We start from the raw sequence: 16958 nt of genomic DNA, 5'->3' as shown, positions 1-16958 counted from the left end.
TCCGCCGGGTGCGCCGCGGCCCAGCATCCCACAGGAGGAACCCCCGTGAAATTCGAAGGTATCTATACCCCCGCCATCACCCCGCTGAGCGCCGACGGCAGCATCGACACCCAGGCCTTCGCCGAGGTCCTGGAGTTTCTCGTCGAGTCGAAGGTGCACGGCATCGTGATCGGCGGCTCCACCGGCGAGTACTACGCGCACACCGCCGAGGAACGCCTGGCCCTCGCCGCCCACGCCAGCGAAGTCATCGCCGGGCGCCTGCCGCTGGTGGTGGGAACCGGCGCGATCCGCACCGAGGACTCGCTGGCCTACGCCGAAGCCGCCCGCGCCATCGGCGCCGACGCCATCCTGGTCGGCTCGCCGCCCTACGCGCTGCCGACCTCGCGGGAGATCGCCGAGCACGTGCTGGCGGTGGATCGCGCCGCCGGCCTGCCGATCATGCTCTACAACTATCCGGCGCGGATGGGCGTGGAGATGGACGAGGCGTTCTTCGCCGCCGTCGCCGGCTGCCGCAACATCGTCGCGATCAAGGAAAGCTCCGGCTCCACCGCGCAATTGCACCGCCTGGCCTGCCGCCACCCGCGGATCGCCTTGTCCTGCGGCTGGGACGACCAGGCCCTGGAGTTCTTCGCCTGGGGCGCGCGCAGTTGGGTCTGCGCCGGCTCCAACTTCATCCCTGGCGAACACCTCGCCCTGTACCAGGCCTGCGTGGTCGAGAACGACTTCGCCAAGGGCCGGCGCATCATGGCGGCGATGATGCCGCTGATGGACTTTCTCGAAAGCGGTCACTTCGTCCAGTCGATCAAGCACGGCTGCGAGCTGGCCGGCCTGCGCGCCGGCGGCGTACGTGCGCCGCTGAAGGCGCTGGACGAGGCCGGCAAGGCGGCACTGGCGGAGATCGTCGCCAGGCTCAAGGGCGAGGTCGCGCGGATCGTCGAGGGTGGCCGCCATGACTGAGCTGCTGAGCCGGGAGGAATACGCGGCCATCGCCGCGACGCTGGACCTTCCCCAGCGCGCCTTCATCGACGGAGGGTTCCGCGATGCCTGCGGCGGCCGCACCTTCGCCTCGACCAACCCGGCCACCGGCGAGCTGCTGGCGCAGGTCGCCGCCTGCGACGCGGAGGACGTCGGGCACGCCGTGGCCAGCGCGCGGCGGGCGTTCGAGGACGGCCGCTGGCGCTCGCGCACGCCCGCCGAGCGCAAGGCGGCGCTGCTGCGCCTGGCCGAGCTGCTGGAAGAGCACCTGCTGGAACTGGCGGTGATGGAGAGCCTCGACAGCGGCAAGCCGATCCGCGAATGCCAGCACACCGACCTGCCGGAAACCATCAATACCCTGCGCTGGCATGCCGAACTGATCGACAAGATCTACGACAGCACCGCCCCGGTCGGTTCGGCGGCGCTGGCCATGGTGGTACGCGAGCCGATCGGCGTGGTCGGCCTGGTGCTGCCGTGGAACTTCCCGCTGCTGATGCTCGCCTGGAAGATCGGCCCGGCGCTGGCGGCAGGCTGCTCCGTAGTGGTCAAGCCGGCCCCCGAGACCAGCCTGACCGCCCTGCGCGTCGCCGAACTGGCCAGCCAGGCGGGGATCCCCGCCGGGGTGTTCAACGTGGTCCCCGGCGGCGGCCGCGAGGCCGGCGAACCGCTGGGCCGCCACCCGGACGTGGCGATGGTCAGCTTCACCGGCTCCACCGCGACCGGCCGCCTGTTCCTCAAGTACGCCGCCGAGTCCAACCTCAAGCGGGTGGTACTGGAGTGCGGCGGCAAGAACCCGGCGGTGGTGATGAACGATGTCGAGGACCTCGACCTGGTGGCGCAACACGTGGTCAACGGCGCGTTCTGGAACATGGGCGAGAACTGCTCGGCGTCCTCGCGGCTGATCGTCCACGCCGAGGTCCGCGAGGCGCTGCTCGAACGCATCGGCGCGCAGCTCCGCGAGTGGCGCATGGGCGACCCGCTGGATCCGCGTAATCGCCTCGGCGCGCTGGTCAGCCCGGCGCACTTCGAGAAGGTCCGCGCGTACCTCGACCAGGCCAGGACGGAGCGGTTGGCGGTGCGCTTCGGCGGCGCCACCGAGGCTGGCATCTTCGTCGAGCCGACCGTGGTCGATGGCGTCTCGCCGCACAGCCGGCTGTTCCGCGAGGAAATCTTCGGCCCGCTGCTCTCGGTCACCTCTTTCGACGACATCGACGAAGCCATCGCCCTGGCCAACGACACCGTCTACGGCCTCGCCGCCTCGGCCTACACCGGCAGCCTGCGCCACGCACTGCGCCTGTCGCGGGAGATCCGTGCGGGGATCGTCACCGTCAACTGCTTCGGCGAGGGCGACGCCTCGACGCCCTTCGGCGGCTACAAGGAGTCAGGCTTCGGCGGTCGCGACAAGTCGGTCTGGGCACACGACCAGTACACAGAGTTGAAGACCATCTGGATCGACGCTTCCTGAAGCTGTCCGGCCCGCAAGGGCCGGCACTCCCGCCTGGCAGCGAGACCGGACAACCGGGCCGGACAGGCGACCAAGTGCAGACAACACCCATTCTGCATAACGTTCCGTCGCTATGCTGCTGCCTCCACCCTTCCCTTTTCCGCCAGGAACGACACGGAGACTCATCCATGACGGACAACCATATCGATGTACTGATCAACGGCTGCGGCATCGGCGGGGCGATGCTCGCCTACCTGCTCGGCCGCCAGGGCCACCGCGTGGTGGTAGTGGAGCAGGCACGGCGCGAACGCGCGATCAACGGCGCCGACCTGCTCAAGCCGGCCGGCATCCGGGTGGTCGAGGCGGCCGGGTTGTTGGCCGAGGTGACCCGTCGCGGTGGGCGGGTCCGCCATGAGCTGGAGGTCTATCACGACGGCGAGCTGCTTCGCTATTTCAACTATTCCAGCGTCGACGCGCGCGGCTATTTCATCCTCATGCCCTGCGAGTCGCTGCGCCGCCTGGTACTGGAAAAGATCGACGGCGAAGCGACCGTCGAGATGCTGTTCGAGACCCGCATCGAAGCGGTGCAGCGCGACGAGCGCCACGCGATCGACCAGGTGCGCCTGAACGACGGCCGCGTGCTGCGTCCGCGGGTGGTGGTGGGAGCCGACGGTATCGCCTCCTACGTGCGCCGCCGGCTGCTCGATATCGATGTGGAACGCCGCCCCTACCCGTCGCCGATGCTGGTCGGCACCTTCGCCCTGGCGCCCTGCGTGGCCGAGCGCAACCGCCTGTACGTGGACTCGCAGGGCGGGCTGGCCTACTTCTATCCGATCGGTTTCGACCGCGCGCGACTGGTGGTGAGCTTCCCCAGGGAGGAGGCGCGCGAGCTGATGGCCGACACCCGCGGCGAGTCGCTGCGCCGACGCTTGCAACGCTTCGTCGGCGACGAGAGCGCCGAGGCGATCGCCGCCGTCACCGGCACTTCGCGCTTCAAGGGCATCCCCATCGGCTACCTGAACCTGGACCGCTACTGGGCGGACAACGTGGCGATGCTCGGCGACGCCATCCACAACGTGCATCCGATCACCGGCCAGGGCATGAACCTGGCCATCGAGGACGCCAGCGCCCTGGCCGACGCCCTCGACCTGGCCTTGCGCGACGCCTGCGCGCTGGAGGATGCCCTGGCCGGCTACCAGGCCGAGCGCTTCCCGGTGAACCAGGCGATCGTCTCCTATGGCCATGCGCTGGCCACCAGCCTGGAGGATCGCCAGCGCTTCGCCGGGGTCTTCGACACCGCCCTGCAGGGCAGCAGCCGTACGCCGGAAGCCCTGGGCGGCGAGCGCTCCTACCAGCCGGTGCGGTCGCCGGCGCCGCTCGGCTGAACCCGCCAGCGCGGCCGGAGCGTAGCGTCCGGCCGCGCGCCTAGAGCAGGTCGCGGCGCAACTGCGGGAATACCTTGGCCACCTTGTTCAGCAGGTAGTCGCCGTACTCGCCGTGGAAAGCGTGGACGTTGGCCTGGTCCCAGCGACGGGCGCTGTCATCCTGTTCCGGCACCTCGGGCAGCCCTTCGATGGGCTGCACGCGGGCATGGAAGTTCGGATCGAAGAACAGCGGGAACGACAGGCGGTCGCGCCCCGAAGTGTTGCGTGCCACCCGGTGCGGCGTGCTGCGGTAGAGGCCGCCGGTCATGCGTTCGAGCATGTCTCCGAGGTTGCAGACGAACGAGCCCGGTATCGGCGGAGCCTCCAGCCAGCCCTGTGGGGTGCGCACCTGCAGGCCGCCGATGGCGTCCTGGTGGAGCAGCGTGAGCAGGCCGTAGTCGGTGTGTTCGCCGACGCCCCACTGCACGTCGAGGCCCTCCGGTACTGGCTGGCTCGGGTAATTGAACAGGCGGAAGAGGATCAGCGGATCGCCGGTATAGCGCGCGGCGAAGTAGTCGGCTTCCAGTCCCAGACCGAGGGCGATGCCCTCCATCAGCCGGTGGCCGACGCGGGTGGTTGCGTCCAGGTACTCCAGCAGCGTCTCGCGCAGGCCGGGCACCTCGGGGAACAGGTTGGCGCCATGCAGCGGCGTCCCGGCGCGCACTTCGGGATGCTCAGCGTCCAGTTCGCTGCCCAGGTACAAGCCTTCCTTCCAGTCCGGGCGGTTGGAGGTCAGTTCGCCGCCAAGAGGGAAATAGCCGCGCCAGGCGCGCCCGCCAAGCTCCATGCGCCAGCGCAGCTTGCTCGTCTCGTCGAGGGCGAAGAACTGCCGCGCCAGGCGCTCCAGGCGCTCGACCAGTTGCGCCTCGACGCCGTGCCCGACCACGTAGAAGAAGCCCTGCTCGCGGCAGGCGCGGTCGATTCGCACGGCGACCGACCGTCGCGCCGCCGGGTCGCTGCCGGCAAGGGCGGCGATATCGATGATCGGCAGACTCGGAGTGCTCATGGCGTTCCTCACAGGGGTTGGGCGAAGGGGGTGCGGATGTCGGCGAGGAACTTCCGCGCACGCGGGTGCTGCGGGCGGTTGAAGAAATCGTCGGGGCTGGCGCGCTCCAGCACCCGGCCGGCGTCCATGAACAGCACGCGGTCGGCGACGTCGTGGGCGAAGCCCATCTCATGCGTTACCACCACCATGGTCATGCCGTCGCGGGCCAGGTCGCGCATCACCAGCAGCACCTCGCCGACCATCTCCGGGTCGAGGGCGCTGGTCGGTTCGTCGAACAGCATCAGCGGCGGCTCCATCGCCAGCGCGCGGGCGATCGCCACGCGCTGCTGCTGGCCGCCGGAAAGCCGCGCGGGGAACGCCGCCGCTTTGTCCGCCAGGCCGACCCGCTCCAGCAGCGCCATGGCCTGGCGGCGTGCCTCCGCGGGTTTCAGGCCGCGCAAACGGAGCGGCGCCAGGGTGCAGTTGTCCAGCACGTTCAGGTGCGGGAACAGATTGAACTGCTGGAACACGAAGCCGATGTGCGAGCGGAAGCGATTGAGGTCCAGGCCGGGAGCGTGGATGTCCTGGCCATCGATCAGGATGCGCCCGCCCTGGATCGGTTCCAGGCGGTTCAGGGTACGGATCAGGGTGGATTTTCCGGAGCCCGAGGGTCCGCAGACCACCACCACCTCACCGCGGCCGACCTGTTCGTCGACATCCGCCAGGGCGTGGTAGGCGCCGTACCATTTGTTGACCTTTTCCAGCCGGATCATCGGGCCTCCTTGGGATTGCCACGCTGCGCCTGGCGGCGTTCGAGCCAGAAGGCGAAACGCGACAGTCCGAAGCACAGGATGAAATAGGTGAGGCCGAGGATCAGGTAGACCTGGGTCGGCAGGGTGAATACCTGGGTATTGATCTGCGAGGCGATGAAGCTGACTTCGGCCAGGCCGATGATGTAGCCTAGGGAGGTCTCCTTGATCGTCGAGACGAATTGGTTGACCAACGACGGCAGCATGTTGCGCAGCGCCTGCGGGAGGATCACCAGGCGCATGCTCGCCAGGTAGCCCAGGCCGAGCGAACGCGCCGCCTCGAACTGGCCACGGTCGAGGCCCTGGATGCCGGCGCGGACGATCTCGGCCAGGTACACCGCGTCGAACAGCACAAGCGCCAGCAGCATGGTGGTGAACTGGTCGGTGCGCTGGCCGGTGAGGGTCGGCAGGAAGAAATAGGCCCAGAAGATCACCATCAGCAACGGCACCCCGCGCACCACGAAGACCAGCGCGGTGATCGGCCAGCGCAGCCAGCGCCAGGGGCTGACCCGCGCCAGGCCGAGCAGGATGCCCAGTGGCAGCGCCAGCAGCAGCGCCAGCGAGGCCAGGACCAGGGTCAGGGCCAGCCCGCCCAGCGGCCCGTTGGGGTACTGGCCGACGAGGAAGTACAGCCAGTAGCTATCGATCAGTTCCAGGGTGGTCATCGCCGTTCGACTCCCGGATAGCGCTGCTGGTACCAGGCGGCGGCGCCGGTGATCAGCAGCGATACGCTGAGATAGGCCGCGGTGGCGAAGGCAAAGGACTCGAAGCTGCGGAAGGTCGAACTCTCCACCTGGCCGGCCTGGTACATCAGCTCGGCGACGCCGATCACCGTGGCGATGCTGGTGTTCTTCCACAGGTTGAGGGTTTGCGAGATCAGCGGCGGTACGGTGATCCGCAAGGCCTGCGGGAGGATCACCAGGCGCATGCTCGCCAGGTAGCCGAAGCCCAGCGCGCGGGCGGCCTCCAGTTGCACCGTGGGCACCGCGCGGATGCCGCTGCGCATGTCCTCGCTCATGAACGCGGCGGTGTACAGGGTCAGCGCGACGATAGCGCTGGCGGCCTCGATGTTGCCGGCGTAGAGCCACGCCTTGAGGTCCTCGGGTAGCCATTCCGGCGCGGCGAAGTACCAGAACAGCATGTGCGCCAGCAGCGGTACGTTGCGGATGCTCTCGACATAGGCGAAACCGAGCCATTGCAGGGCGCGGAACGGCGCCAGGCGCAGCAGCGCCACCAGCATCGCCAGCGGCACGGCGAAGACCAGGGTGACGGCGGCCAGCTTCAGCGACAGCAGCAGGCCGGCGACCAGCATCTCATGGTACTGGCCGCGCAGCAGCAGGGAGAAATCGAACTCGAACATGGGAAAGGCGCACGCTGTCCGCGAGGACTCACAGGGGACGGGCGGCGACGCGCATGGTCGCCGTCACGCAGAGACGTCAGGCGCTCACTCGGGGATCCGGTCGGAATCGATCTTGAAGTGGCGCTCGCTGAGGTTGGACTTGGTGCCCGGCCCGTACCACTTGAGGTACAGCTGCTCCGCCGCGCCGCTGCGCTCCAGGCCGGCGAGGGTCGAGTCGACCAGTTGCTTGAGTTGCGGATTGCCCTTGCGGAAGGCGATGGCCAGGGCCTCGGTACTCAGGTTCTCCGGCAGGATGGCGTAGCCGCCGGCCGCCGCGCCGAGCTTGCCGAAATCGTTGACCAGTGCCGACTCGTCGTCGACGAAGGCCTGACCCTTGCCCTGCTGCAACGCCAGCAGCGCCTGCTGGCTGGTCTCGAAGGTGACCACCTGGGCGTTGGGCAGCGCCTTGCGGATGTTCGGCTCCTGGGTGCCGCCCTTGACCGTCAGCACCTTCTTGCCGTCGAGGTCATGCAGCGAGGCGAAGCCGGCGTTCTTCTTCACCAGGGCCTTCTGCCCGGTGACGATGATCGAATAGGAGAAATCCACCAGCGCCTCGCGCTCCTTGTTGTGGGTCAGCGAGGCGGCGAGCAGGTCCACGTGGCCCTGCTGCAACTCCGGGATACGCGCCGCCACGGAAATCTGCTTGAACACCGGCTTGACCCCGATGGCCTTGGCGATCTCGGTACCAAGATCGACCTCGTAGCCGATGATCTGACGGGTCTTCGGGTCGATGAAGCTGTTCGGCTCGTCGGTGCCAAGGGTGCCGATGACGATCTCGCCCTTTTTGCGGATGTCGGCCAGGTCGTCGGCATGGGCAGCGCTGCCGATCAGGGTGAACACAGCCGCCACGGCTGCGCCAAGCAGGCGAATCTTCATGATGGGTATCTCGCGGAGGAATGGGGTTCGACGTCGGGCGCCGGGTGGGCCGCAGTCTATTAATAACCAAACATCCGGTGAAATATGGTTTTCATATAACCATATGAGATATCAAACTATGCCACTTCCGCCCTGCGCCAGGGCCCGCGCGCGCTCAGGTGCCCTCGCGCAAGCGCAGCGGGTCCACCAGCCCGGCGGCGATGGCCATGCCCACCAGCTCCGGCAGGGTCTGGGCCTGCATGCGCTTCATCACCCGCGCGCGGTAGAGGTCGACGGTCTTCACGCTGACTTCCAGTTGCTCGGCCACCTCGCGGCTGGTATAGCCGCGCACCAGCGGCAAGAGCACGTCGCGCTCGCGCGGGGTGAGGCTGTCCAGGCGTTCGCGCAACCCGGCGTCGAGATCGCGGTGCCGGCGCCGACGGGCGTGGCGATCGAGGGCCTGCTGCACGCTGTCGAGCAGCAATTGTTCGTTGTAGGGTTTCTCGATGAAATCCACCGCACCGGCCTTGAAGGCGCGCACCACGATGGGCACGTCGGCATGGCCGCTGACGAAGATCACCGGCAGGTCGATGCCGCGCGCCAGCAGTTCGTCCTGCACGTTCAGCCCGCCCATGCCGGGCATCCGCACGTCGAGCAGGACGCAGGCATGGCGGCCGCCCTCGCAGGCATCGAGGAAGTCCCGGCCCTGGGTGAAGGGCCGTGCCTTGAGGCCGACCGATTCCAGCAGCCAGACCGTCGATTCGAGCATGCCCTGGTCGTCGTCGACCACGTAGACCAGCGCTTCGTCAGGCATAGCCATCGTTACCCTCCCGTGGCGCCGGCGGCGAGCGGCAGCCGGCAGTTCATGAGCAACCCGCCATCCGCCGGCAGCTCGGCTTCGAGGGTGCCGCCGAAGCCCTCGACGATGCTGCGGCTCATCGACAGGCCCAGGCCCAGCCCTTCCGGCTTGCTGGTGTGGAACGGCGTGAAAATGTGTTCCAGCTGATCCGCCGGCACTCCCGGTCCCTGGTCGCGAACCCACAGGCAGAGCAGCCCGCCGGGCTCGACGCGGCTACCGATGACGACCCGCGACGGCGAGCCGGGATGCGCCTCGCGGTTGGCTTCGATGGCGTTGCGCAGCAGATTGAGGAACACCTGTTCGAGCAGCACGCGGTCGGCATACAGCGGCGGCGGATTGTCGGTCATCGCCTCTTCCACCGCCACTTGCCAGTGCCCGGCTTCCCACGCGCAGAGGCCGATGGCCTCGCGTGCCACCTGGTTGAGGTCGAGCGCCTGCAGGCGCCGCTGGCCCTTGCGCAGGAAGGCGCGCAGGCGCTTGATCACCTCCGCCGCGTGGCCGGCGTGCTCGCCGATCCGCGCCAGCCCCTCGGCCACCCGCCCGGCGGCCTCGGGCTGGCTGCCGAGGACGGCCAGGTAACGCTGGCTGGCGCTGGCGTAGTTCATCACCGCCGCCAGCGGCTGGTTGATCTCGTGGGCGATGCCCGAGGCCAGTTCGCCGAGAGTGACCAGCCGCGCAGTGTGCGCCAGTTCGTCCTGGTGACGGCGCTGCTGGGCCTCGCGCAGTTCGCGTTCGGTCATGTCGCGGGCCACCAGCGAGTAATAGCGCTCCTCGCCGCGGCCGCGATGGGCCAGCAACACCAGCGAGACTGGCAGCGACGGACGCCCGTCCTGCGGTTGCAGGCGCCCCTCGCGGCTCCAAACGCCGCCATCGCGCGCCTGTCGCCAACCCTCTTCGGCCAGCCGCGCCGGAGTGTCGCCGGCCAGCAGGCGTTCCAGCGCCGGCGCCTCCTGCCCGTCGGCGATGCCGAGGGCGGCACGTGCCGAAGGATTGAGGTAGGTGACGCGGCCGCCATGCTCGACGAACAGCACCAGGTCGGTGTTCGCCTCGACCACTTCGGCCAGGCGCCGGCGGTTCTCCTCCGCCTCGACCCGCCGGGTGACATCGCGGGACACGCTGACCACCTCCACCACCGCCCCGGTGTAGGTCTCGCGGATCGCCCGGCTGGCGGTCTCGAACCAGCGGTAGCGGCCGTCGCGGTGGCGGATACGGTAGGTGATGGTCAGGTAGCCGTCCTGCTCCAGCGCTTCGCGCGCGCGCAGCGCCACCTGGCCGCGGTCCTGGGGGTGGAACAACGCCTGCGCCGGACGCCCGCGCAGTTCCTCCGGCCAGTAGCCGAGCAGGGTCCAGGAGGCCGGCGAGGCGTCGAGGAAAATGCCGTCGAGGGTATGCCGGGAAATCAGGTCGGTGGTGTTCTCGGTGATCAGCCGGTACAGCCGGCTGGCCCGCGCCGCCTCGCGCTCGCCGCGCAGGCTGGCGGTGGCGTCGCGGCAGCGCGCCAGCACCCGGGCCTCGGCGCTGTCGGGAATGAACTGCCAGAGCAGGATGCGCCCGTCGCACTCCGCCTCCACCTCGCCGAGGGCCCGCGCCTGCCCCAGGCTGGCGCGCACCAGTTGCCCATGGTTGGCCGGGAGGTAAGCGCGCCAGGCCTCGCGCGGCCGCTCGCCAAGCAAGGCAAGGAAGGCCTGGTTGAATTCCACCGCCTGCGCCTCGCCGTCGAGCAGCAGCGCCGGCTGCGGGTCGGCCGCGAGGAACGGCGCAGCGCGGGTGACGCCACGGGCGGCGGCGAGCAACGGTGCGAGGAGCAGGCCGAGCCAGTCCAGCGCAGCGCTCTGCGGCGTATCGCTGGCCACCAGCAGCAGGCCTTCGTCGCCGGCCTGCAGGTCGAGGGCGAAGGCCATGCCATGCTCCACGCCGGCACGCCGCAAGCGCGCGCCGAGCCAGGAGGCGGAACGCCGCAATTCGTCCAGAGCCAGCCGGCCGTCGCGCACCAGCCGCTCGCGCAACGCCAGGTCGCTGGCCCGGTTCGGCTCGCCGGCGCCCGGCGGCAGCGCCGGCGACGGCGGCACCGGGGTATAGGTCTGCGCCTGCGGCTGCCAGGCCAGGTACCAGGCCTGGCGCGTGCCCGGATGTTCGAGCAGCAAGCGGCGCAGCGCACCGACCCGCTCGACCAGCGGCGCGCCCTCGCGCAGCAGGCGCAGGAGGCTGTTGAGTGCAGGCGAAGCGGGAAGCGGACTCATGGGCGGAAGATGATCCTGGGAACTTATATGGTATTTATACTATAAGCTTATGGTTTAACTTCCATATATTTTTCATCGTTGCTATAAATCGCCCCAACCCAAGGAGCGCTTCGCCTGGTCCTTGGAAGCTGTTCACGATCTGCCGAGCCAGAGAAACCAGCCGTTTTCGACGCAGTCTCTCCGCGCGCGGCAGATCCTGACCCTTACCCAGAACAGAGCTAACAATCAGCCACGGGGTACTCTTCATGTCGATCTTCGAACAGGGTCTCGCGCCCGCCGCCGTCAACCACATCGCCCTGACGCCGCTGAGCTTCATCGAGCGCACCGCCAGCGTCTATCCGCACTACCCCGCGGTGATCCACGGCAACATCCGCCGCGACTGGGCGCAGACCTACCAACGCTGCCGACGCCTGGCCTCGGCCCTGGCCGGGCGCGGCATCGGCCAGAGCGACACGGTGGCGGTGATGCTGCCGAACATCCCCGAGATGCTCGAGGCGCACTATGGCGTGCCGATGATCGGCGCGGTGCTGAACACCCTCAACGTACGCCTCGACGCCGAAGCCATCGCCTTCATGCTGCAACACGGCGAAGCCAAGGTGCTGATCACCGACTACGAATTCCACGAGGTGATCCATGCCGCCATCGGTATGCTCGACCACCCGCCGCTGGTGGTCGACGTCAACGACCCCGAGTATGGCGAAGGCCGCCCGGTTGGCGAACTGGACTACGAGGCGCTGCTCGCCGAGGGCGACCCGCAGTTCGCCTGGGAATGGCCCCGGGACGAGTGGCAGGCGATCTCGCTGAACTACACCTCGGGCACCACCGGCAACCCCAAGGGCGTGGTCTACCATCACCGCGGCGCCTACCTGAACGCGCTGGGCAACCAGATGACCTGGTCCATGGGCCAGCACCCGGTGTACCTCTGGACCCTGCCGATGTTCCACTGCAACGGCTGGTGCTATCCGTGGACGGTGACCGCGCTGGCCGGCGTCCACGTCTGCCTGCGGCGGGTCGATCCGCAAAAGGTCCTCACCCTGATCCGCGAGCACCAGGTCAGCCACCTGTGCGGCGCGCCCATCGTGCTCAACGCCCTGATCAACATGCCCGACTCGGCCAAGGCCGCCATCGACCACCCGGTGCATGCCATGGTCGCCGGCGCCGCGCCACCGGCCAAGGTGATCGGCGCGGTGGAAGAGATGGGCATCCGCGTCACCCATGTCTACGGCCTCACCGAGGTCTACGGCCCGGTCACGGTCTGCGCCTGGCACGGCGAGTGGGACGACCTGCCGCTGGAGCGACGCGCCGCGATCAAGTCGCGCCAGGGCGTGCGCTACCCGACCCTCGAAGGGGTGATGGTGGCCGACCCGAAGACCCTCGAGCCGGTGCCGCGCGACGGCCAGTCCATCGGCGAGATATTCATGCGCGGCAATACCGTGATGAAGGGCTACCTGAAGAATCCCAGCGCCACCGAGGAAGCCTTCGCCGGCGGCTGGTTCCATACCGGCGACCTGGCGGTCTGCCATCCGGACGGCTACATCGAGATCCGCGACCGGCTCAAGGACATCATCATCTCCGGCGGCGAAAACATCTCCACCATCGAACTGGAGGGCGTGCTCTACCGCCACCCGGCGGTGCTGGAGGCGGCGGTGGTGGCGCGGCCCGACGAAAAGTGGGGGGAAACGCCCTGTGCGTTCATTACCCTGAAGAGCGATCATCAGGGGCTCGCCGAGAGCGAGATCGTCGCGTTCTGTCGCGAACACCTGGCCGCGTTCAAGATTCCGCGTACCGTGGTGTTCTCGGAACTGCCGAAGACCTCCACCGGCAAGATCCAGAAATACGTGCTGCGCGAGTGGGCCGCCGCCCTCTGAGCGCCGCCAGCCGAATTGCCCGTGCAGCGGCCGTGCCACGGCGGCCGTAGGCAGGATGCGCACGGGCAACCCTGTACCTGCGGCCGTCCCGCCGGCCGTTCACCGACGAGGTGTGCAATGCCTGAATACAACGCCCCGCTGCGCGACATGCGCTTCCTGCTCAACGACGTGTTCGACGCCCCCGCCCTGTGGCAGCGCCTGCCGCGACTGGCCGAGCGGATCGACGCCGACACCGCCGACGCCATCCTCGAGGAAGCGGCCAAGGTCACCGGCGGCCTGCTCGCGCCGCTCAACCGCAGTGGCGACGAAGAAGGCGCGCAGTGGCAGGACGGCGCCGTGCGCACCCCGGCCGGCTTCCGCGAGGCCTACGCGACCTACGCCGAGGGCGGCTGGGTCGGCCTCACCGGCAATCCGGCCCATGGCGGCATGGGCATGCCGAAGATGCTGGCAGTGCAGTTCGAGGAGATGATGTACGCGGCCAACGCCAGCTTCAGCCTCTACTCGACCCTTTCCGCCGGCGCCTGCCTGGCCCTCGATGCGCACGGCAGCGAGGAGCTGAAGAACAGGTACCTGCCGAACATGTACGCCGGCACCTGGGCCGGCTCCATGTGCCTGACCGAACCGCACGCCGGCACCGACCTGGGCATCATCCGCACCAAGGCCGAGCCGCAGGCCGACGGTTCATACAGGATCAGCGGGACGAAGATCTTCATCACCGGCGGCGAGCAGGACCTCACCGAGAACATCATCCACCTGGTGCTGGCCAAGCTGCCCGACGCGCCGGCCGGTTCGCGCGGCATCTCGCTGTTCCTGGTGCCGAAGTTCCTGGTCGGCGACGACGGCGCGCTCGGCGCACGCAACGCGGTGCACTGCGGCTCCATCGAGCACAAGATGGGGATCAAGGCCTCGGCCACCTGCGTGATGAACTTCGACGGCGCCAGCGGCTGGCTGGTCGGCGAAGTCAACAAGGGCCTGGCGGCGATGTTCACCATGATGAACTACGAGCGCCTGTCCATCGGCATCCAGGGCATCGGCTGCGCCGAGATGTCCTACCAGAGCGCCGTCGCCTACGCCCGCGAGCGCCTGCAAAGCCGCGCGCCGACCGGCCCGGTGGCCAGGGACAAGGCCGCCGACCCGATCATCGTGCACCCCGACGTGCGCCGCATGCTGCTCACCATGAAGGCGCTGACCGAGGGCGGCCGCGCCTTTTCCACCTATGTCGGGCAGCAGCTCGACCTGGCCAAGTACGCCGAGGACCAGGAAGAACGCAGCCAGGCCGAAGCCCTGGTGGCCCTGTTGACCCCGGTGGCCAAGGCCTTCTTCACCGATACCGGCCTGGAGAGCTGCGTGCTCGGCCAGCAGGTGTTCGGCGGCCACGGCTACATCCGCGAATGGGGCCAGGAGCAACTGGTGCGCGACGTACGCATCGCGCAGATCTACGAAGGCACCAACGGCATCCAGGCGCTCGACCTGATGGGCCGCAAGGTGGTCGCCAACGGCGGGCTGTTCCTCTCCATCTTCAGCCGCGAGGTGCGAGCCTTCGCCGCCGGCGCCAACGCCGAACTGGCGGAGTTCGTCACCCCGCTGCTGACCGCCCTGGACCTGCTGGACAACCTCACCCAGGGCATCGTCGCCCGCGCCGGCAACGACCCGCGCGAGATCGGCGCAGCCTCGGTGGAATACCTGCATCTGTTCGGCTATACCGCCTACGCCTACCTCTGGGCGCGCATGGCCGCCGCCGCGCTGCGCCAGCGCGAGGTCGACCCGGCGTTCCACGACGGCAAGCTGGCCACCGCGCGCTTCTACTTCGCCCGCATCCTGCCCCGCGTGCACTCCCTCGCCGCCGCCGTCGAAGCCGGCAGCGAAAGCCTGTACGGCCTGGAGGCGGAACAGTTCTGAAGCTTCCGTCGCGCGGCCCGTGGGCCGCGTGTTTTTTCCGGGACAGCATGCAACGCGCTGTCCGCCGACAGCCCGCGATAACGGCGGATAACCGCGAAGCGGTTATTCGCCCTACGACGCCCGGGAAGCCGGCCAGGCATTCTTGAAAAACGACGCAACCGCCGGTTATTCGCTAGACCAGGAACAAGGACATATCCATGCGAACCCTCACCACCCTCCTCGGCAACAGCCAGAAACTCGACGGCGGCGCCATGTTCGGCAATGCCCCGCGCGCGCTCTGGTCACGCTGGATGCAGCCCGATGCGGAGAACCGCATCGACCTCGGCTGCCGTGCCCTGCTGGTGCGCGACGGCGAGCGCAACGTACTGGTGGAGACCGGCATCGGCGCGTTCTTCCCGCCCGCCCTGCGCCAGCGCTACGGCGTCCAGGAAGAGCGCCACGTACTGCTCGACAGCCTCGCCGCGGTCGGCCTGGACGACGCCGACATCGACGTGGTGCTGCTCACCCACCTGCACTTCGACCACGCCGGCGGCCTGCTCGCCGCCTGGGAAGAAGGCCAGCCGGCGCGCCTGCTGTTCCCCAACGCGCATTTCGTCAGCGGCCGCCGCCACTGGCAGCGCGCGCGCCAGCCGCACCCGCGCGACCGAGCCTCGTTCGTGCCGGAACTGCTCGACCTGCTGCAGGCCAGCGGACGCCTGGAGCTGCTCGACGACGGCGAGCGCTCGGCGCATCTGGGCGAGGGCTGGCGTTTCCATTTCAGCGAAGGCCATACCCCGGGCCAGATGCTCCCGGAGATCGCCATGCCCGACGGCCCGGTGGTATTCAGCGGCGACCTGATCCCCGGCGCACCCTGGGTACACCTACCGGTGACCATGGGCTACGACCGCTTCCCGGAAGGCCTGATCGAGGAAAAGGAACGCCTGCTGGACAGCCTCATCGCCCGCAACGGCCGACTGGTCTTCACCCATGATCCGTGCGTCGCCATGGGCCGGGTGCGACGCGACGAACAGGAGCGCTACAGCCTCTACGACATCCTCGAGCGGGTCGAGAACCTCGAGGCCTGAGCGAAAGGCGCGGCCCGCCCCGGCGGCGGGCCGCGGGAATCAGGAACGCGCCTTGCGCGCGCCCTTGCAGCGCTCGATGCCGAGCCGGCAGATCCGCTCGCAGAGTTCGGCGAAACCGATCCCGGCCGCCGCCGCGGCCTGCGGCAGCAGGCTGGTGGCGGTCATGCCCGGCAGGGTATTGACCTCCAGGCACCAGAGCCGGCCCTGTTCGTCGAGGCGGAAGTCGGTGCGGCTGTAGCCGCTCAGCTTCAGCGCCCGGTGTACCTTCAGCGCCAGACGCTGGGCCTCGGCGGCGATCGCCGGCGGCAGGTCGGCGGGAAACACCTCGCGCACCGCGCCGGCCTGGTACTTGTGCTCGTAGTCGAAGACCTCCTGGCCGCCGAGGAGAATCTCGCCCACCGGCAGCGCCTGGTCGTCGAGCACCCCGACGGTGACCTCGCGGCCGGCGACGAAGCGCTCCAGCATCACCTCGTCGCCATAGCGCCCGGCCAGCTCGATGGCCGGCTGCAATTCGGCCTGGGAATGCACGATGGACAGCCCCACGGTGGAGCCCTGGCTGTTCGGCTTGACCACCAGGGGGAAGCCCAGTTGCTCGCGCACCGCCTCTTCCGAGGCCGGCGCCATCAGCCAACTGGCGGTCTCCACCCCGGCGGCGAGGAACAGGCGCTTGGCCACGTCCTTGTCCATCGCCATGGCGCTGGCCAGGTGGCCGCTGCCGGTATAGGCGAAACCACCGGCATCCAGCAGCGCCTGCAGGGTGCCGTCCTCGCCGGTGCCGCCGTGCAGGGCGAGGAAGAACACGTCGACCCCAGCCAGTTCGCCGGCGCTCAGCAGGCTCTGCTTGCCGCTGCGGATGATCGCCAGCGAGTCGGAGTCCGGCGGGACCTCCTTGACCTTGCTCGCCAGCAGGCGGCGCTCTTCCTCCGCGCCGAGCAGGCCGCTGGCGGTATCCACCGCCAGCACCTGGTGGCCGGCGCTGCGCAAAGCCTGGATCACCTGCGCGCCGCTGGCGATGGAGACGTCCCGTTCCTCACTGCTGCCGCCGAAGAGAACGGCGACCTTCAACTTGTCCTGTCCCATGTTCCACCTGTCGTTCCAGTGCTGGAGGCAGAAAAGCACAACACAGGGGTAACTGAA

General features: G+C 68.7%; 14 protein-coding genes. 6 read left to right on the top strand and 8 right to left on the bottom strand.

Annotation, left to right across the window (positions count from 1 at the left end):
* The first annotated feature begins 45 nt into the window (after positions 1-45).
* The 3 genes from AT700_RS03770 to pqsL all read left to right on the top strand — a co-directional run bounded on the left by AT700_RS03770 (position 46) and on the right by pqsL (position 3804).
* A complete protein-coding gene (locus tag AT700_RS03770) occupies positions 46-957 on the top strand; it encodes a dihydrodipicolinate synthase family protein (protein WP_003093588.1) in 912 nt (303 codons plus the stop codon).
* Positions 950-2440: an aldehyde dehydrogenase gene (locus AT700_RS03765; RefSeq protein ID WP_003101377.1), complete on the top strand. Its 1491-nt coding sequence runs from the start codon at positions 950-952 to the stop codon at positions 2438-2440. The genes AT700_RS03770 and AT700_RS03765 overlap by 8 nt, the downstream gene beginning before the upstream one ends.
* Positions 2441-2607: 167 nt before the next feature.
* Positions 2608-3804 carry an FAD-dependent monooxygenase PqsL gene (gene pqsL, locus AT700_RS03760; RefSeq protein ID WP_003101379.1) on the top strand — a complete coding sequence of 399 codons (1197 nt, stop codon included), beginning with the start codon at positions 2608-2610 and terminating at the stop codon, positions 3802-3804.
* Positions 3805-3844: 40 nt separating this feature from the next.
* Here pqsL and AT700_RS03755 read toward each other — a convergent pair whose 3' ends face one another.
* The 7 genes from AT700_RS03755 to bfiS all read right to left on the bottom strand — a co-directional run bounded on the left by AT700_RS03755 (position 3845) and on the right by bfiS (position 10990).
* Positions 3845-4849 (bottom strand): isopenicillin N synthase family dioxygenase, encoded by a 1005-nt coding sequence (locus AT700_RS03755; protein ID WP_003101381.1) that lies wholly within the window; start codon positions 4847-4849, stop codon positions 3845-3847.
* 8 nt (positions 4850-4857) lie between these two features.
* Positions 4858-5601 (bottom strand): amino acid ABC transporter ATP-binding protein, encoded by a 744-nt coding sequence (locus tag AT700_RS03750; protein WP_003144541.1) that lies wholly within the window; start codon positions 5599-5601, stop codon positions 4858-4860.
* On the bottom strand, positions 5598-6302 hold the full coding sequence (locus AT700_RS03745) for an amino acid ABC transporter permease (protein WP_003101386.1): 705 nt from the start codon (positions 6300-6302) through the stop codon (positions 5598-5600). The genes AT700_RS03750 and AT700_RS03745 overlap by 4 nt, the downstream gene beginning before the upstream one ends.
* On the bottom strand, positions 6299-6997 hold the full coding sequence (locus tag AT700_RS03740; RefSeq protein WP_003101388.1) for an amino acid ABC transporter permease: 699 nt from the start codon (positions 6995-6997) through the stop codon (positions 6299-6301). Before AT700_RS03740 ends, AT700_RS03745 begins: the two co-directional genes overlap by 4 nt.
* 84 nt (positions 6998-7081) lie before the next feature.
* The gene (locus tag AT700_RS03735; RefSeq protein ID WP_003118170.1) at positions 7082-7912 is read right to left on the bottom strand and encodes an ABC transporter substrate-binding protein; all 831 of its coding nucleotides are present in this window, start codon (positions 7910-7912) and stop codon (positions 7082-7084) included.
* Positions 7913-8066: 154 nt separating this feature from the next.
* On the bottom strand, positions 8067-8711 hold the full coding sequence (gene bfiR / locus AT700_RS03730; RefSeq protein WP_003101391.1) for a two-component system response regulator BfiR: 645 nt from the start codon (positions 8709-8711) through the stop codon (positions 8067-8069).
* 2 nt (positions 8712-8713) lie between these two features.
* Positions 8714-10990 carry a two-component system sensor histidine kinase BfiS gene (gene bfiS / locus AT700_RS03725; RefSeq protein WP_003123960.1) on the bottom strand — a complete coding sequence of 759 codons (2277 nt, stop codon included), beginning with the start codon at positions 10988-10990 and terminating at the stop codon, positions 8714-8716.
* Between the two features lie 245 nt (positions 10991-11235).
* Between bfiS and AT700_RS03720 the strand changes: the two genes are divergently transcribed.
* From AT700_RS03720 to AT700_RS03710, 3 genes are all read left to right on the top strand, one after another.
* A complete protein-coding gene (locus AT700_RS03720; RefSeq protein WP_048520766.1) occupies positions 11236-12858 on the top strand; it encodes an acyl-CoA synthetase in 1623 nt (540 codons plus the stop codon).
* A 117-nt stretch (positions 12859-12975) separates the two neighbouring features.
* A complete protein-coding gene (locus AT700_RS03715) occupies positions 12976-14757 on the top strand; it encodes an acyl-CoA dehydrogenase C-terminal domain-containing protein (protein ID WP_003159276.1) in 1782 nt (593 codons plus the stop codon).
* A gap of 197 nt (positions 14758-14954) precedes the next feature.
* The gene (locus AT700_RS03710; RefSeq protein ID WP_048520764.1) at positions 14955-15821 is read left to right on the top strand and encodes an MBL fold metallo-hydrolase; all 867 of its coding nucleotides are present in this window, start codon (positions 14955-14957) and stop codon (positions 15819-15821) included.
* A 39-nt stretch (positions 15822-15860) separates the two neighbouring features.
* Here the strand turns inward: AT700_RS03710 and AT700_RS03705 are convergent, their stop codons facing one another.
* Positions 15861-16901, bottom strand: a complete 1041-nt coding sequence (locus tag AT700_RS03705) for a D-alanine--D-alanine ligase (protein WP_003093601.1) — start codon at positions 16899-16901, stop codon at positions 15861-15863.
* Positions 16902-16958: the final 57 nt, after the last annotated feature.

Origin of the sequence: Pseudomonas aeruginosa, assembly GCF_001457615.1 — a bacterium.
Classification (GTDB): Bacteria; Pseudomonadota; Gammaproteobacteria; order Pseudomonadales; family Pseudomonadaceae; genus Pseudomonas; species Pseudomonas aeruginosa.
Note: the sequence above shows the minus strand (reverse complement) of the source record. Positions and strands in the feature narration are given on the sequence as shown.

Coding starts and splice junctions, on each gene's coding strand:
- AT700_RS03765 (WP_003101377.1), top strand. CDS start 950: ATGACTGAGCTGCTGAGCCGGGAGGAATACGCGGCCATCGCCGCGACG.
- pqsL (WP_003101379.1), top strand. CDS start 2,608: ATGACGGACAACCATATCGATGTACTGATCAACGGCTGCGGCATCGGC.
- AT700_RS03755 (WP_003101381.1), bottom strand. CDS start 4,849: ATGAGCACTCCGAGTCTGCCGATCATCGATATCGCCGCCCTTGCCGGC.
- AT700_RS03750 (WP_003144541.1), bottom strand. CDS start 5,601: ATGATCCGGCTGGAAAAGGTCAACAAATGGTACGGCGCCTACCACGCC.
- AT700_RS03745 (WP_003101386.1), bottom strand. CDS start 6,302: ATGACCACCCTGGAACTGATCGATAGCTACTGGCTGTACTTCCTCGTC.
- AT700_RS03740 (WP_003101388.1), bottom strand. CDS start 6,997: ATGTTCGAGTTCGATTTCTCCCTGCTGCTGCGCGGCCAGTACCATGAG.
- AT700_RS03735 (WP_003118170.1), bottom strand. CDS start 7,912: ATGAAGATTCGCCTGCTTGGCGCAGCCGTGGCGGCTGTGTTCACCCTG.
- bfiR (WP_003101391.1), bottom strand. CDS start 8,711: ATGGCTATGCCTGACGAAGCGCTGGTCTACGTGGTCGACGACGACCAG.
- bfiS (WP_003123960.1), bottom strand. CDS start 10,990: ATGAGTCCGCTTCCCGCTTCGCCTGCACTCAACAGCCTCCTGCGCCTG.
- AT700_RS03720 (WP_048520766.1), top strand. CDS start 11,236: ATGTCGATCTTCGAACAGGGTCTCGCGCCCGCCGCCGTCAACCACATC.
- AT700_RS03715 (WP_003159276.1), top strand. CDS start 12,976: ATGCCTGAATACAACGCCCCGCTGCGCGACATGCGCTTCCTGCTCAAC.
- AT700_RS03710 (WP_048520764.1), top strand. CDS start 14,955: ATGCGAACCCTCACCACCCTCCTCGGCAACAGCCAGAAACTCGACGGC.
- AT700_RS03705 (WP_003093601.1), bottom strand. CDS start 16,901: ATGGGACAGGACAAGTTGAAGGTCGCCGTTCTCTTCGGCGGCAGCAGT.